General features: G+C 63.8%; 15 protein-coding genes. 11 read left to right on the top strand and 4 right to left on the bottom strand.

Annotation, left to right across the window (positions count from 1 at the left end; translation table 11 throughout):
* From AC1DW9_RS27690 to AC1DW9_RS27660, 7 genes are all read left to right on the top strand, one after another.
* Complete coding sequence (locus tag AC1DW9_RS27690; RefSeq protein ID WP_476776400.1) at positions 1 to 984, top strand: Bug family tripartite tricarboxylate transporter substrate binding protein; 984 nt, start codon at positions 1 to 3, stop codon at positions 982 to 984.
* Positions 985 to 1087: 103 nt separating this feature from the next.
* On the top strand, positions 1088 to 1285 hold the full coding sequence (locus tag AC1DW9_RS27685) for a hypothetical protein (RefSeq protein WP_476776399.1): 198 nt from the start codon (positions 1088 to 1090) through the stop codon (positions 1283 to 1285).
* Entirely contained in the window at positions 1285 to 2667 is a 1383-nt protein-coding gene (locus AC1DW9_RS27680; protein WP_476776398.1) for an amidase, read from the top strand. Before AC1DW9_RS27685 ends, AC1DW9_RS27680 begins: the two co-directional genes overlap by 1 nt.
* Positions 2668 to 2787: 120 nt before the next feature.
* The gene (locus AC1DW9_RS27675) at positions 2788 to 3687 is read left to right on the top strand and encodes a LysR substrate-binding domain-containing protein (RefSeq protein ID WP_476776397.1); all 900 of its coding nucleotides are present in this window, start codon (positions 2788 to 2790) and stop codon (positions 3685 to 3687) included.
* 205 nt (positions 3688 to 3892) lie between these two features.
* A complete protein-coding gene (locus tag AC1DW9_RS27670; RefSeq protein WP_476776396.1) occupies positions 3893 to 4510 on the top strand; it encodes a nitroreductase family protein in 618 nt (205 codons plus the stop codon).
* Positions 4507 to 5388: an EamA family transporter gene (locus AC1DW9_RS27665; protein WP_476776395.1), complete on the top strand. Its 882-nt coding sequence runs from the start codon at positions 4507 to 4509 to the stop codon at positions 5386 to 5388. The genes AC1DW9_RS27670 and AC1DW9_RS27665 overlap by 4 nt, the downstream gene beginning before the upstream one ends.
* A 3-nt stretch (positions 5389 to 5391) precedes the next feature.
* Complete coding sequence (locus AC1DW9_RS27660) at positions 5392 to 6234, top strand: dienelactone hydrolase family protein (RefSeq protein WP_476776394.1); 843 nt, start codon at positions 5392 to 5394, stop codon at positions 6232 to 6234.
* A 177-nt stretch (positions 6235 to 6411) separates the two neighbouring features.
* Here AC1DW9_RS27660 and AC1DW9_RS27655 read toward each other — a convergent pair whose 3' ends face one another.
* The 3 genes from AC1DW9_RS27655 to AC1DW9_RS27645 all read right to left on the bottom strand — a co-directional run bounded on the left by AC1DW9_RS27655 (position 6412) and on the right by AC1DW9_RS27645 (position 10351).
* Entirely contained in the window at positions 6412 to 7941 is a 1530-nt protein-coding gene (locus AC1DW9_RS27655) for a M81 family metallopeptidase (RefSeq protein WP_476776461.1), read from the bottom strand.
* Between the two features lie 11 nt (positions 7942 to 7952).
* A complete protein-coding gene (locus AC1DW9_RS27650) occupies positions 7953 to 9533 on the bottom strand; it encodes an ABC transporter substrate-binding protein (RefSeq protein ID WP_476776393.1) in 1581 nt (526 codons plus the stop codon).
* 506 nt (positions 9534 to 10039) lie between these two features.
* On the bottom strand, positions 10040 to 10351 hold the full coding sequence (locus AC1DW9_RS27645) for a hypothetical protein (protein WP_476770934.1): 312 nt from the start codon (positions 10349 to 10351) through the stop codon (positions 10040 to 10042).
* 239 nt (positions 10352 to 10590) lie between these two features.
* Between AC1DW9_RS27645 and AC1DW9_RS27640 the strand changes: the two genes are divergently transcribed.
* From AC1DW9_RS27640 to AC1DW9_RS27630, 3 genes are all read left to right on the top strand, one after another.
* Positions 10591 to 11016, top strand: a complete 426-nt coding sequence (locus AC1DW9_RS27640) for a DUF1236 domain-containing protein (RefSeq protein WP_476776392.1) — start codon at positions 10591 to 10593, stop codon at positions 11014 to 11016.
* Between the two features lie 117 nt (positions 11017 to 11133).
* Entirely contained in the window at positions 11134 to 11367 is a 234-nt protein-coding gene (locus tag AC1DW9_RS27635) for a hypothetical protein (RefSeq protein ID WP_476855240.1), read from the top strand.
* 688 nt (positions 11368 to 12055) lie between these two features.
* Complete coding sequence (locus AC1DW9_RS27630; RefSeq protein ID WP_476776390.1) at positions 12056 to 12457, top strand: PRC-barrel domain-containing protein; 402 nt, start codon at positions 12056 to 12058, stop codon at positions 12455 to 12457.
* A 252-nt stretch (positions 12458 to 12709) separates the two neighbouring features.
* On the opposite strand, the gene AC1DW9_RS27625 is transcribed toward AC1DW9_RS27630, so the two are convergent.
* Positions 12710 to 13708: a sensor histidine kinase gene (locus AC1DW9_RS27625; protein ID WP_441507128.1), complete on the bottom strand. Its 999-nt coding sequence runs from the start codon at positions 13706 to 13708 to the stop codon at positions 12710 to 12712.
* Positions 13709 to 14105: 397 nt separating this feature from the next.
* On the opposite strand from AC1DW9_RS27625, the gene AC1DW9_RS27620 reads away from it, so the two are divergent.
* On the top strand, positions 14106 to 16290 hold a 2185-nt coding region (locus tag AC1DW9_RS27620), incomplete at its 3' end, for a beta strand repeat-containing protein (protein ID WP_476855239.1).

The following is a 16290-nucleotide window of genomic DNA, read 5'->3' as shown; positions in this document are numbered from 1 at the left end:
ATGGCGTACCGCATCCCGGCCAGACGGCTACTGGCGACCGTCGGCTTGGCGCTCATGATCAATGGGTCGGCCCTGGCCCAGTCGGATTATCCAACACGCAATCTGACCATCATCGTCGCTGTAGCGCCCGGCAGCCCCACCGATCTGTTCGCCCGGCTGATCGCCGCCGAACTCCAGACGAGATTGGGCAAGCCGGTCGTCGTCGAGAACCGGCCCGGCGGCGGCCAGGTCGTTGGCGCAGGAGCCGCAGCAAGGGCAGCGCCGGATGGCCACACCTTGTTCCACGGCAATGTCAGCGGGCTGATCATCTCGCCGCAGCTGCGCCAGCCGCCGACCTATACGACGCCGAAGGATTTCAAGGCGATCACGACAACCTTTTCCGGCCCGCAGGCTCTCATCGTCGATCCGGCCCTTCCGATCAAGGATGCCAAGGACCTGATCGCCTACGCCAAGGCCAATCCCGGAAAGTTCAATTACGGCTCATATGGTATCGGTTCGCTCAATCATGTGACCACCGAGCTCTTCAAGGGCATTGCCGGGATCGACATCGTCCACGTCCCCTATAGCGGCGGGAGCACGCTCACGACGGCCCTGCTGGGGGGCGACGTCCAGGTGATGATCCTGGACCTGGGAAATGCAGTGCCCCTTGTCGAAGCCGGCAAGGCCCGCATCATCGCGCAGGTTGGAGACCGGCGCTCTCCGCTGTTTCCCGATGTCGCGCTCCTGTCGGAAACCGTCGATCCGGCGCTCGCCGCGGATCTTTGGCTCGGAATGGTGGCGCCCGCAGGCACCCCTCCGGCGATTATCGCGCGGCTGAACAAGGAGATTACCGGGATTCTGGGACAGCCACTCGCCAAGTTCCGTGGTGAAGGGATGTCTCTGCCGCCGATCCCGAGCAGTGCGCAAGATTTCGACGCCAAACTGGCGACGGAGTGGGACCGGTGGGGAAAGGTGCTCCGTGAGCACGACATCAGATTGAAATGAAGCGCGACCGCTCGATTGGAACTCCGCAGGTTCCGACAAGGCGCGAGCTGTCGGCATCGGCCAGAACCAAGGGGTCGAGGCAGCCAACTGAGAGGAGCAAGCCGTGACACAGGATGCGACCGCGCACATCTCCAGCAGCCCGGACGAGCAGGCCGAAGCCGCCCTGGCGAAGCTGCGGCGAGACCGCCCACAGAGCTGGCAGGCGATTGTCGAACGGGTCTCGGCGCAGCGCCGATCGAGGCCCGATGATGTCGCGGTTGAGGAGGAGCCGGCGATTACGTTCGTTCCCGGCGGTCCATAGTGAGCGGCGATCTCGCCTATTTCTCCATTGCCGAGGCCGGCCGCGCGCTACGCCAGCGGCATGTCTCGGCGGTGGAACTGGCAACAGTGCATCTGGAGCGCATCACGCAGTTCAATCCCGCGATCGATGCCTTCCTCGAAGTCCCAGCCGACAAGGCACTCCAGGCAGCCCGCAAAGCTGATGCCGCGCTCGCTCGTGGCGAGGATCAGAACCCGCTGCTCGGAATCCCCTACGCAGTCAAAGACAATGTCGATGTCGAGGCGATGGTGACGACCTGCCATTCCAGCTTGACCGGTCGCGAGCCCGCTTCCACGGACGCGGTCGTTGTCGCGCGGATGTCGGAGGCCGGAGCAGTCTTCCTCGGCAAGAATGCGCTGCACGAATTTGCGGTTGGCGGCCCCGCATTCGACCTGCCCTTTCCACCCGCGCGAAATCCGTGGGATCGGGACCGCCACCCAGGGGGGTCCACCAGCGGCGGCGGAGCCGCTGTTGCTGCCGGCCTTGCGATGGCGGCGATCGGCACGGACACGGTCGGCTCCATTCGCAATCCAGCGACCTGCTGTGGCGTCGTCGGCTTGAAGCCGACATATGACCTCGTTCCGCGCGAAGGCGTCTTCCCGCTTGCGTTCTCGCTCGATCATGTCGGCCCGATCACCCGCTCGGTGGAGGATTGTGCCCTCGTCCTCGACGTCATCGCAGGAGTGTCCGGGCTTCAAAGCTATGCTTCCAAATTGGAAGACGGGGTCGCCGGGCTCAGGATCGGTGTCCTCGACAGCTTTCACCAGGGCCAGGCGGTTGACGCCGATGTCCTCGACGGCTTTGCGCGAGCGCTTGACGTTCTGGCAGACCTCAACGCGGAGCTCGTTACCGTCACACCTCCGTCCCTTGCCGAGTTCCAGACCTGCTGTCGGGTGATTCAGCAGGGCGAATTCTACACCGTGCATCGCCGCTGGTTGGCGGAACGGCCTGCCGAATATTGCGAGATCAGCCGGCGAAAGCTTGCTGCCGGGGCATTTCTGAGCGCATCGGACTATATCGCCGCCCAGCAAGTGCGGCGTGCCCTGATCAGGCGTTATCGCGAGGCGACAAGGGGCGTCGACGCCGTCATTTCGCTCTCGTCGTTCACGCTGCCCTGTCGGCTCGATGATCCCGCCGCCATTGCCGCCACCTACGAGCGGCATGCGCGGGCGCCGTCCAACGTCACCGGCGATCCGGCTCTGTCTCTGCCCGTCGGCCTGTCCTCAGGCGGGTTGCCTCTGGGAGTGCAGATCGCAGCGGCACCTTATCGTGAGCGCACCCTTTTGCGCGTTGCGCGTGCCATCGAGACTGCACTGGGTCCGATCGTGCCGATCAAGACATTCTCAACATCAAACGCGACTTGAGCAGCCAGGGAAGCCGGTCTGGGGCAATGCCCTAGATTGACGGCGGGTTGACGTGGCGCGTGACCACCGTCGAGCCTATCAACTGCAGGGGATTGTCGGACCGCCTGCGGAGGGCTTGCCATGGATCGTTTTACAGCCCTGCAGGTTTTCCGCCAGGTCGCACAGTTGAACAGCTTCGCAGAAGCCGGGCGCCGGCTCGCCCTGTCGCCAGCTGCCGTGAGCAAGGATATCGCCGAGCTGGAAACGCATCTCGGCGTTCGCCTGATCAATCGCACCACGCGGCGCATGGCGCTGACCGAAGAGGGGCGCATCTATCTAGAACATATCATGCGCGGCTTGGATGCGCTGTCGGACGCTGACCAGGCTCTCGGCTCGATCAAGGCCGAGCCAAGCGGAATCCTGAAGGTCAGCGCGCCGATGACGGTCACGCTCATCCAGCTTTCCTCGGCACTCCCCCGCTTCCTCGCGCGCCACCCCAAACTGGCACTCGACGTTCATCTCGACGACCGACGGGTCAATGTCATCGAGGAAGGCTTCGACCTCGTCATACGTGCCAGCGACAATCTCGGAGACACCAGCCTCATCGCGAAGAAGCTTGCGGTCATGCCGCACGTGATCTGCGCAGCGCCGTCCTATTATGAGGCGTTCGGCAAGCCGACGACGCCCACCGACCTGGCACGACACAGCTGCATCCGCTTCAGTCTCTCGGGGCATGCGGACTTCTGGGAGTTCAGGAAAGCGGGAATTACAGAGCGGATTGCCATCCACGCCAGATATTCGATTTCATCGAGCCTTGCGGTTCGTGATGCGGTGCTTGGCGGCTTCGGGCTTAGCTTGATACCCTACCCCTATGTCGAGAAGGACCTGCGGGAGGGGCGCCTGCAGCGTGCGCTGGAAGACTGGGACACCGTCGTGACCACGCTCTACGCCATCTATCCCTCGCGTCAGCATCTTGTGCCAAAGATCCGGGTCTTTTTGGATTTCCTCTCGGACGAATTTCGAGGTTGGTCGGCAATATAAATGAAGCAAATTGAATTAACCTGAGACATTAGAGCGCTCATTCGCAGCAAACTCACCTCATAATACGCTGCGCTGAGGATGCTGCTCGAAAAGGGTCGATGCAGCCCATAATGCACTGCGAGTGAACAGTCTCTGCTGGATTTCGCTTATTATCTACGCTGGATCCGCTCCCTACCTCCCTCGCTATAGCATGGAGGCGGGCTGAATGATGAACAGCAGCGTAGTGGAACTGATTGAGCAGCGCTTTTCGGCAAGTCTGTTCGATGCCTCATATCGGTTGGCCGATACAGATATCGAGGAGCTGACGCGCCTCGCGACGCGGGCACCGACAGCCTATAACCTTCAGAACTGGCGCTTCATCGCGGCACGGTCGCCAGAGGCGAAGGCCCGGTTGCGTGACGTAGCGTATGCTCAGGCCAAGGTCTCGGAGGCCGCCGTCACTTTCATCGTCTGCGGCGTGCTGCCGGATCACGATGCGCTCCCTGACAGGCTGAGCCCGAGCGTCGCGGCGGGATACATGTCGGCCGCTTTGGCGGCGGGCTGGCAGGAGAGCGTCCGGACGAAATACGCCCATCCACAGACAGCACGGGACGAGGCCCTTCGATCGGCGACCCTCGGAGCCGCAACCCTGATGTTTGCGGCGGAAGCAATGGGCTTGGTGTCGGGTCCGATGATCGGCTTCGATGGCGAGGGGGTGGCGCGCGAATTCGGTCTCGCATCGAACGAGATTCCGGTGATGCTCGTCGCAATCGGCCGCGCCGCGCCCGGGAACTGGCCACAGAAGCCACGCCGTCCGCTCGCCGAGGTCCTGCAGATCTCATGAGCCAGCGTCTTTTCGACCTCCTGCTGACGGCGGTCGCGCCCACGATCTGGGGCACGACCTACATCGTCACCACCGAATTCCTGCCCAACTTCTCCCCCGTCACGGTCGCGATGCTGCGTGCGTTGCCGGCAGGCTTGCTGCTGCTCCTGATCGTACGGGAGTTCCCCACTGGCGTATGGTGGGGCCGGGCTCTGGTGCTCGGAGCGCTGAACTTCTCAGTCTTCCTGAGCCTGCTGCTTGTTTCGGCCTACCGGCTCCCGGGTGGAGTTGCCGGTACCGTGACCTCGATCCAGCCGCTCTTCGTGATCGTGCTGGCCAATCTTGTGCTTGCGCTCCCGATCCGGCGTCTATCCGTAGTCGCCGCTCTMGTCGGGATCGCCGGCGTTGCCCTGCTGGTTCTGTCGCCCAGCGCGGCGCTCGATCCAGTCGGCATCCTAGCAGGACTGACCGCGGCTGGTTCCATGGCGTGCGGAACGGTCCTGGTTCGCAAATGGCCGCCGCCCGTGTCTCTCGCGACCTTCACGGCGTGGCAGATGACGGCCGGGGGGCTGCTGCTGGTCCCGGTCTGCCTCATCTTCGAGCCGGCTATCCCATTGCCGAGTCTCTCCAACGTCCTCGCCCTCATTTGGCTGGGTCTGATCGGAATGGCCATGACGTTCATGCTTTGGCTGCGTGGGATCGCACGCCTCGGTTCGCCCGTCGCATCCTCCTTGCTCTTGCTGAGCCCCGTTACGGCCGTTGTTCTTGGCTGGCTTTATCTGGGGCAGTCACTGACGACACTTCAGATCGTTGGAGGTCTGTTCGTGATCGGCAGCATTTGGCTTGGCCAGCATGCCTATCGGAGTTCCGCCACACCGTCTCAACAGACGAAAGGATAGGCCATGCGACTAGTTTACTCTGTACTGGCTTTGCTCGCCTTTCTTGTCGCCTCGCCGGCATCCGCCAGGATGGTCGCCAAACCTCTCGTATGGGCGCTGGATGGCATCACCTTCAGGAGCATGCTGGTCTATGACGATGCTTCCGACGCCAGGCGACCGGGTCTCATCATGGTTCCGAACTGGTACGGGATCAGGGACATCGCCATCGAAAAAGCCAAGACGATCGCCGGCAAGGACTACGTCATCCTGCTCACTGACATGTATGGTGAGTTCACGCGGCCCCAAAACGAGGCTGAGGCGAGGGCTGCCACTGCGCCCCTCTATAGCGACCGCAACCTGTTGCGCAGGCGCGTCGGAAAGGCTTTCGCCGAACTCGAGGGCGCTACCTCAGCCGCTCCTGTCGAACAGGCACGCCTCGCCGCCATCGGCTTTTGCTACGGGGGGAGCGCCGTGCTTGATCTGGCGCGCAGCGGTTCAGAGGCCAATGCCGTGATAGCCTTTCACGGTGGACTCAAGACCGACGCCCCTGGCCTTGCCAAGACCATCAAGGCGCGTGTGCTCGCGATCAATGGGGCCGATGATATCGGGACGCTGCCCGATGTGCCGGGCTTCAAGGAGGAGATGCGAGCCAGCAGTCCCGACTGGCAATTCGTCGAGATGGGCGGAACCGTGCACTGCTTCACCGAAACCGAGGCGACCGCGACAACAGGCAATTGCCGGTACGATGATCGTGCCACAGCCCGGGCGTACGCCATGATGCGGGCTTGGCTCGAGGACAGCTTCGTCGAGAAGCGACGTTCCAGAGGATCGGCAGCAGTCCGGCCACGATCGCGATCACCGTCATGATCTTGGGTCGAACGCAGTCGACCCTCGCAGCTTGTGGCACTGCCCAGAAGCTGACGTTCCCAGCGTCAGGAATGGACGACCAGGAACGGAAGTCGGCGCGACCATGGGCCATGTCTGCTTGCCGGCGAATGGCCAGCCCCTGGCGCGGAGCGGCCAGGGCGGCCGTACCGCCTGCGGTCAGGTGGATGACCGAGATGACGCCTGGGGATTCCCGCCCTGCTCCGGCTGAAAGCGCGGGCTGCCATAGGGATAGTAGTCCTTCAGCGTCAGGTTCTCGTAGGGCAGAGCTTCGAGATGCACCGTGCCCATGAACGGCTCCGGCGGCTCGACCAGGAGAATCGTCGGCGCGAAACCGCTATCGTCGAAGCCCCGGCGGAAATGAACGCGGGACTTGATCGCGATGATATCGAATTCCTCGGGCTTGAGACCGAGTTCCCAGAGTTCCGATGGCTCGATGATCTGGACCAGATAGGGGCTCAAGACCAGCACATTGCCGTTGCCGAAGCTGACGCAGACGGACTCGTTGCCCATGCCGCGTCGGTTCGTGGCCGTCCGGATATCGCGGATGGTGCCGGTGAGGCGCACGGGCTCTCCGGCCGATTCATCGAAGAGGCCGCCGATCTCCGCGTCGAACGCATCCCCGGGCCGGGCTCCGGCCGCGAGCACGGCACGAATGGCCTCGGGCGAGGCGATGGTGGCGATCAGCGTGCGCTCGCAACTCTGCGCGACGATCTCCTGCAGCAGCCAGGTGGCATAGCCCGAGCGATCGCTGTAATCGGCGAGCACGACCGGCGCCCTGCCCGCCGTCACGGCCTCGCGGGCGAGAGCGACGCCCTGCTCCATCCTGTGGATCTTCACGGTCTGGAGCAACGCCTCGCGCCGCCGCCAGGTCCAGTCGGCCATATCGCGGAGCACGCGCTCGGCGAGATCCGGGTCGTCATGGGTCAGGACCTGAAGGCCCATCCCGGCATCGGGAACGTCCGACCAGGGAAATCCGAAGAAGACATTGACGAAGACATCCGGCTCGCGCGCCTCCCAGATCAGCGCCCGCTGGATCAGGTCGGACCAGGGCGAGGCGCCGGTCCACATCACGACCGTGGGTGCGAGGATCGGGATCCGCAGCGACCGGTGCACCGGCTTGAAGCTGCCGCGGATCGCCCTGACCAGCATGCGCGCCGCGCGCTCGCCCTGCAGGTGCATGTCGTAATGGGGGAAGTATTTGACGCAGAAGGCCATGTCGGCCTGCTCTAGAAAAGCCTCGTCCTCATTGCCATGGGGATCGAATGTCGCGGAGATGAAGGCCTTCGGGCCCACGACCTCGCGGACGCGCCTTGCGATATCGGCCTCGGGACGCGGCACGCCGCGCACGGCCAGCGCGCCGTGAAGCGCGAGATAGACGCCGTCCAGCTTCGGTTGCGCCCGCAATTCCGCGATCATGATGCCGAGGAAATGCTCGTAGGCATCCTGCGTGACCCAGCCCGAGCCCGTGCCGGTGCGTGGCCAGAGCGGCGAGGTGATACCGATCAGCTCGACATCGTCATATTCGCGCGCCACCTGGACGAAGCCGCCCATATAGCCTTTCGGGTCGGTCGTAAGCAGCGCCTCGCCGCCGGCCGGCGAGCCGGGATAGATGAAATCCTCGCGGGTGGTGTCGTTGGGGAGGAAGGTGACCGTCTCATGGGCGAACTGGAGAACGGCGATACGGATCGGCTTGGACATCATGCTCGTTTCACGTCGTAGAATTGCGCGAAGCCAATACGCATCCCGGCCAATCCGCGATAGGCCGTTTTCTCGTAATAGGCGCCGAGCGGGATATAGGGCACCTCGGTGAAGAACTGCTTCTGGATTTCGGCGCAGATCGACTTTTGAGCTGCGATATCCCTGGCCCCGAACCAATCGAGGCGCAGCTCTTCCAGGCGCGGCGATTTCGGCCAGCCGAACCAGGCCTGATCGCCATTGCCGCGGATGCCGAGCTGGCTGGCGGGGGCGAAATTATTGGTGCCGTTCAGATAGGTGAAGAAGATGTTCCAGCCGCCCTTATCGATGGGCTGCTTGCTCGCGCGGCGCTGAACGACGGTGCCCCAGTCGGTCGAGACCAGGTCCACGTTCATCCCGCATTTCTGCAGCGCGTCCGCAGCCACCATCGCCAGCGCATGGGTCGAGGGGTAATCGGTCGGATCCAGCAGCACGATGCGCTCGCCCTTGTAGCCGGCTGCCGCAAGCTCGCGCCTGACCGCCGCGAAATCCCGTTTGCCGACCAGAACCTCCGTTCCGGCCGTCGTCGCCAGCGGCGTGTCCGGGCTGAACACGCCGACATGGTCCTTCCACATCGAGCGTTCGTCGCCGGCGACCGCGGTCATGAACTCGCTCTGGTCGATGGCGCCGAGCAGAGCGCGCCGGATCGCGGGGTTGTCGAACGGAGGGTGGAGACTGTTGAAGCGCAGGCAGCCGATGCCGCCGGCCGGATCGAGACCTTCGATCTTCACACCGGCCTTGGCTCTCAGCGTCCCCAGCAGATCCGGCGTCGGGTTCTGCCACCAGTCGATCTCGCCGGTGCTGAGCGCGTTGGCCGCCGTCGAAGGGTCGGGCATGATGCGCCACTCGACCCGGTCGAAGAACACGGTCTTGGGGCCGGCGGTGAAGCTGGCGGAGCCATCGGGCCGCGGCACATAGCCTGCAAATTTCTCATAGACAGCCAATGCGCCCGGCACCCGCTCGTCGGCCTTGAAGCGGTAGGGACCGCTGCCGACCATCTCGGTCACCTGTTTGTTGGGGTCGGTCAGCGCCAGCCGTTCCGGCATGATGCAGGGCATCGACGTCCCGGTCTTGCCAAGCGCCGCCGGAAGCAGCGGGAACGGCCGCTTCAGGCGAAATTTCACGATGCGGTCGGATTCCGCCGAGAGCTCGTCCGTCGCATCCATCAAGGCCCGGCCGAAGGCATCGCGCGCCGAATAGCGACGGATGCTCGGCACCACGTCCTGCGCCCGCACCGGCTCGCCATCATGAAAGCGCAGGCCCTCGCGCAATGTCAGTCGCCAGGTCTTGCCATCATCCTCGATCGTATGGCCCGCCACCATCTGGGGCTCGAAACCATAATCGGCGTTCTGCCCATAGAGCGTATCGAAGACGAGATAGCCGTGATTGCGCGTCACCGTCGCCGTCGTCCAGACCGGATCGATGATGGCGACATCCGCCTCGGGAACGAATCTCAGAACCTTTGCCGGCTGCGCGAGGCTGGGCCTTGCGAGGGCCGAGACGGCGGCGCCAGCGGCAGCGCCCAGAAATGTCCGACGCTTCATGCTTGAGACCTTCCGTGCGAGCAGATGGAACGGTCGCGGGTGCCCCCGGAGCCTGCCGGCGTCGCCGCTATGTCAGCAGGCCGATCCTAGGGCGGCGGAAAGAACGCGCGCAAGGCGCGCGGCGCAAAGCCGCCCCCGTGAATCCGCCATAGTTTGTGCAACTGCTCGTTCCTTAGCGACAAGGCGAGCTCTGATCCGCGCCGCCCCGGCGATCGGAGCCGATCTTTCGATAGCGTTCGGCAGAAGGACGCTCTGAGGTGATCGCAGCCGGACGTATCCAAGGACAGCAATCACCCGGGCTCTCCGGTCCCTTGAGGCTGGTGAAACACAAACGCATGACCGCAGCTCAGGCGTCCTTCGATGGATTTTTCCCTTGCGGCCGGGGGAGCGCCATCGCGGGCATCTTTGTGGTCATGATCGGCGATCGACAGGCCCGTCACGGACTTCGGCGCCTGGAACCTGATGACCAGTCGATGACCATCGAGCGGGGTCGCGCCATCCAGCCGCTAGAGGCTTGCCTTGCAAACCGTCGTCTCGACGGTTTCTCCGCGCTTGTTCAACAGCTTCCAACGCTTCAATTCGGCCTGGAAATAATAAGTCGGCAGTCGGTCATCGTCCGGCACCAGCTTCTGCAGGTCGAAGACGTATCGCCGTGCCTCGCCGTGGATTTGAACCATGACCCCGCCCGCAGCGTCCGGTCGGTCGATGACGATCACACCTTCCTCGAAGCTGCAGGTATAGGTCACGCCCCTGTCGGTGTCCGCGTGGGAGACCAGGAGAAGCGCGCTCGGAAGAAGTGCCGCCAAATAGGGGATCATGAACGGGCTCCGGAATCGCTCTCTCCACTCGATACGCGCCCATCGAATGAAAGTTCCCCGCCTGCCCGGGCCACGAGCAGACATGCCCATCGCGGGCGTGATCGCGCTTCCGAATAGATAAATAATAAGGCGCTGCTGAACATGTCATCATGAACAGTTATTCATGGAACATCTTGCCTTACCCGCACGCTTACCTTTTCAGATGGGCCAAAACCGAGCCCCATGAAAAGGGAAGAACCATGATCAAGAATCTTGTTCTTATCGCCGCTCTCGCCGTCGTTCCGGTGACCGCATTTGCGCAGTCGAACTCTGGTGCGGCAGCGGGCGCCGCCACGGGCGCTGGCGCTGGCGCAGTGGGAGGCGCAATTGTCGGGGGACCTGCCGGTGCAGCCGTTGGCGCGGTCGGCGGCGCCGCGGCTGGCGCGATCGTAGGAGGTATCGCTGCGGACCAGAGAACCGAGTTCCGGACCTATGTGACGCACCAGAAGGTCCCTTCGGTGGCTTATCGCGAAAAGGTCGTCGTCGGCGCGACATTGCCCGACACCGTGACCTATCGCGAAGTTCCCGCTCGCTACGGCAAAACCGAATATCGCTACACGGTGATCAACGATCAGACCGTCCTCGTCGAGCCGAAAACCCGCAAGATCGTGCAGATCATCGAATGATCGAGAAGGAGCCCACCCTTCCTGGGTGGGCTCCTGTCTTTGCATTTCCCGGACAAGCCCAAGTCTAACGTCATCACAATATTCTGGGGGAGATACGCTTTGATACGGACACTGTTAATGGCTGCCGGCATTGCCGCGACCGCGATGCTCGGCGCGCCAGCCCAGTCTCAGGTACGGCTCGATATGGGAATTGACCGGCCCGGCTATGACGCCCCCCGATATCGCGAGCGCCGAGCGTATGGCGAGCGTCGGGTCATCCGCGAGCGCTACGCGGATTGTCGGTTGGTGGAAAAGCGTCGCGTCAACCGCTTTGGCGAGATCGTTGTGCGGCGCTCGCGCATCTGCGGCTGAGTATGACCGGCGCTCCGCCGTGGATGATCCTCGGCTTGTCCACGCACCTGCTTCCTTTCCCTTCCRCACTTCAGCAATTTCCTGGGAGACACCGATGCGAAAGTTCATCCTTGTTGCGGCTGCCGCGCTGGGCTTCGGCTCAATTTCGCCGTCCATGGCGCTGGCCACTCCGGTCGCGGGTTTGACGGCGATCGAGGGCCAAAATCACATCGAGCAGATCAAGCATGGCGGCCACGGGTATAAGGGCCATAAGGGCTGGCACGGGTCTCCCCACTGGAAGCGTGGACGGGGCTACGGTCGACACTACGGCGCCCCCCCTCCACACGCGCGCGCCTATGGGCGCCGGGCACACGACTCCGGATATTACCGCTACAGGTAAGGCTGTGCGGCGAAGCGCCGGCGTCGCGCGTTGCCGCTGCCACATCAGCATATCGCCGCCTGACGCGCATATCGACAGGCGGCGGCGACTGCGGCCGGAAGTGGGGTCAACCGAATCAGTTCCTGCACTTTCACCGTCGTGATTGCACCGTCGTGATTGGCTCCCTCCCCCAACCGCTCTCACAGCCCGTGGACACCGTCTCTTCCCGCGGAGTTTGCGCCCTGAGGAACAGATTGGGGTGCTCGGAATTCCCATTCCATCCTGCCGCAGCAGTTCAGGCTGCGAACCAAAGAGAAGGACCTTCCGAACATGCGCGCCATCGCCTTTACTTTCGCTGCCACCCTGCTTACCGGCACCGCCATCGCCCAGACGGCGCCCGTCCCTGCACCGGCGGAGCCAAAGGTATTCGTTTCTGTCGAGGAGTCTTCGGCGCTCGTCAGCAGTCTCAAGGGTCTCGACGTCAGGAACTCTGGTGACGAAAGCGTTGGCGAGATCGAGGATTTCGTCATCGCCGGCAACGGCTTTGATTCCTACATCCTGTCGGTCGGCGGCTTGCTCGGCATGGGCAAGCACTATGTTGCGGTCAGTCCCAGCGCCCTTGCCGTCACCTGGGATGCGTCGGACAAGAAATGGAACGCCCGGATCAACGCCACCAAGGAACAGCTGAAGGCGGCCCCGCCGTTCAAGTATGAAGGCCGCTTCGCGAAGTGAGCGAGCTGAAGTCAGCCCGCGGTCGCCTCGCTGCCGTTCCGGCGCAATGTCCGCTTCTTGGAAATCCCTCACCGTTCAGCAGCGCGCACGGCGCGCCAGTGACCCGAAGCTGAACCTGATTTCTGCAGGGGCGGCACACGTCATCGATATCTCGCGGTCGGGCGATCGCCCGGCACGCGAGAACGCACCTGCCGTAAAAGACACGGACGGCCTACCTGCGGCGCGAGTCATCGCAGCCGTGCGTCGCAACACCTAGTCAGCGAGCTTCGCCGCCTTGATCCGCAGCGTGACAATGACCCCCTCGAGGGACCAATTGTAGTCGATCGAGCCCCCCAATTGCCCTGAGATGCTGCGAACCACGAGGCGRCTACCATAACCACCGGCGCCGTTCGGAGGTTCGACGGCAGGGCCTCCCCGCTCCGTCCAGATGATCTTGATCTCTTCGTCGTCAGAGCAACCCGAAACGTCCAGGGTGCCGGTCTCGGCCGACAGCGCGCCATATTTCAACGAGTTGGTCGCGAGCTCATGGATGATAAGGGCCAGCGTGGTCGCCGCACTCTCACCAACGCCCATGCGCGGCACCGCGACGCGGATGCGCCCGCTGAAGGCGCCCAGGTCCTCATAAGGAGACAGCAGGATCGACAACAGGTCGCCGAGCAGAGCCGCATGGCCYTGGTGGCCCGGGAGCGGYCTCACCAAATCGTGGGCTCGGCCAAGTGCCGCCAGGCGCCCGGTCAATTCGGTGGCCATCTCTTTGGCGGTCGTCGTGGACCGCGACGAGATCAGGGTCAGCCCCGAGGCAATGGACAGCAGATTCTTGACGCGATGGCTCATCTCCCCGGCGAGAAGCTCATGGCCTTCCTCCGCCTGCTTGCGCCCCGTCACATCAAGAAAGATGCCGTAGGCAATGCCATTGTGCAGATGCGAATCGTCGCCAATGCCCCGAGCGGAGATCCATCGGATTTCCTCATCGATAATAATGCGGAAATCTATTTCATAGGAGCCGACGATCGCCCGCGTCGCCGTGAACGCGCTCCGTACCCGATCCCGGTCGGCGGGGTGAATTCGGGCTGAGAGATCCTCGAACTTTACCGGGATGCTGTCGTCCTGAACTGCCCATAAGGCATATCCCCGTTCGTCCATGGCGAACCGGTCGGTCTCCACGTTCCACGACCAAAGGGCCACCCCGGCCGCGCCGATAGCGCGACGGAGGCTCTCAGCGCTCCACGACAGAGGGTTGCTGGTGGGCATAATGACACTCGGTGAGCGGACGCGGGTGGGCATCGTAGCAGCGGAGGCCGGAGTTCTCTAAGCCTTAAGGGCAGACGGCGACCATTGTTCAGGGGAATATCACCTCCCCAACAACCTGGCAGTTGCGCTCTGACGACCGCCAGCGGAGGTTCGCATGCCCTGGGACGGCGCCGGCGGCGCAGCACACTGACTCTCGCCCAGCCGACCGCGTTCTGCTCCAGCGCCCACACGGCAGGACGCTGCGTCATTTAACATCTGAGTTATACAACTTTTCCGCGGCATCTACGGCGAATGCCGTATTGTCGCGAGAGTGCCGCTACCCTAACTCTCACGGTCGGGCTTGCATTGCGGGTGCGTCTCGATCTTGTCCGCGGCGCCGGGGGGCTGGATGAGGCGAGTGCATAGGGCGGCCGGCGTGAGGCGCGGAGCGCGAGCGCCGCTCGCCATCCTGCGACTGATCGAAGATGCGGCTCGTGGCCGGCAACAAGCCGGCCTGCAGGCGCGCGGACACACGCGGCCGGGCCGCCGCGCTGCGTCCTTCCCGGCGACCACGGCGCTGTCTCTCGTCACCTGGCTCGCCGGCCTGCCGCTGGGAGCTGCCGCGCAAACGCCGTCCGTGACGGTGACGGGCGATGTTTCGCCTGTTCCATCGCCCAATCCGCTGCCGCATTGGACGCCGGGCGGCTTCCTCAACATTGGTCAAACAGGCACTGGCGCGCTGACCATTGCGGGCGGCGGTACCGTCAGCGTGGGCTCCGAAATTGTCCGCATCGGCGTAGCCGTCGGCGGTAACGGCTCAGTCAGCGTGACGGGGACTGGATCATCCCTCAGCGGCAGTGGACAACTCGATGTTGGACACTCTGGCACTGGCTCGCTGCTCATAGAAGCAGGAGGGACTGTCTCGTTTGATTCCGTTGTCATAGGCAACGCCGCCGGCCCCTCCCATCGTGCCGCGGGCTCGGTGACGGTCACAGGGGCCGGATCGTCCCTGAGCATCTCGTCCATGTATGTCGGCGGTTTCGGCGACGGGACGCTCACCATTCAGGCCGGAGGCACCGTTTCCGTTGAAAGTGGCGGGGGCATCCTTGGAGTCGCCTCCAATGGCACTTATGGCGGTACAGGCACATTGAACATTGGTGCCGCGTCCGGCCAACCGGCGGCGGCGGTCGGGAGCCTTCTCGCGGCCGAAGTCGCATTCGGCGCAGCCACGGGACGCATTGTCTTCAACCATACCTCTACGGCCTACACGTTCGCGCCCAAGATCACAGGCGCCGGCGCGCTTCTTATCGAGGCCGGGGTCACCATCCTGACAGGGACGAATACCTATAGCGGCGGGACGAACATCAACGGAGGCGTTCTGTCCATAAGCCGCGACGCCAATCTCGGTGCGGTCTCAGGGGGGCTGACCCTCAACGGTGGCACACTCAAAACCACCGGCAGCTTCACCTCGGCACGGGATGTGACGTTGGGCGCAGCCGGCGGCACGATCGACGCCAGCGGCGTGTTGACCCTTTCGGGTCAGATTTCCGGCCCGGGCTCTCTCTTTGTGAACGGCCCCGGCACCCTGTCGCTGACCGGAGCGCACAATGTCATCGGGGGCGCGCTCACCCTCGGCGGCAGCGCGAGCCCGACGCTCGAGATCAAGGGCGGTTCGCTCACGGTCGGCGATCCGGCCGGCTGGGCAATGGGCTGGAACGAAGTGTCGAGCGGCCTGCTCCGGGTCAGCAATGGCGGAACGCTGAAGCTGGTGGACCCGATGGGGTATCTGGCGATCAAATCCGCCATGGAGATTTCGGGGGCAAATTCCAGCGTCACCAATGAGGGCTACACGGATGTCGGCGGTCCTGCTGCCGCGACCCTGACCATCAGCGGCGGCGGCGTGATGAACAGCAAGGCGGGCGCGCTCATCGAGGGGCATGGGACCTCGGCGACCGTCAGCGTGACCGGCGCCGGCTCGGTCTGGAATGTCGAGCAGCACATGTTCATCGGCTCCAAATGGTCCAATGGAACCGGCGCGCTTGTCGTTTCCGACGGTGGCATCGTCAATCTGAACGGCAACCTCTATTACGATTCCGATGCCGGGCTGGGCCTCGCCAGCGCCACTGTGACGGTCACGGGCGCAGGCTCCCAGCTCAACGTGGTCGACGGCCTCTTCGTCGGTTATGGCTGCGGCTGCGGTGCCACCACCGCCATGCTCACCGCTGCCGATGGCGGCACGGTCAAAGCCGGCTGGGTGGAGATCAGCGATACCTCCGTGCTCAATCTCGGCACCGGCGGGCGCGCGGGCGCGATCGACACGCCCGAGATCCTGAATGATGGCGCCATCGTCGCGGATTTTGTCGATACCGCCACGCTCACCGCGAACATCTCGGGCACGGGGACGCTGACCAAGCAGGGTTCCGGCCGGCTCATTCTGACGGGGAACAGCAGCTATACCGGGGCGACCTCGGTGCTGTCGGGTCTGCTCACGGTCAACGGCTCGCTGACGGGCTCCGCGATTACCCTGGCCGGCGGTGCGCTCGGCGGTTCCGGCACGGTCGGGAGCGTCATTGTCGGCCATGCCGGCACGGTCGCGCTCGCGC

This window comes from Allobosea sp. P4_E12 (assembly GCF_056401655.1).
Note: the sequence above shows the minus strand (reverse complement) of the source record. Positions and strands in the feature narration are given on the sequence as shown.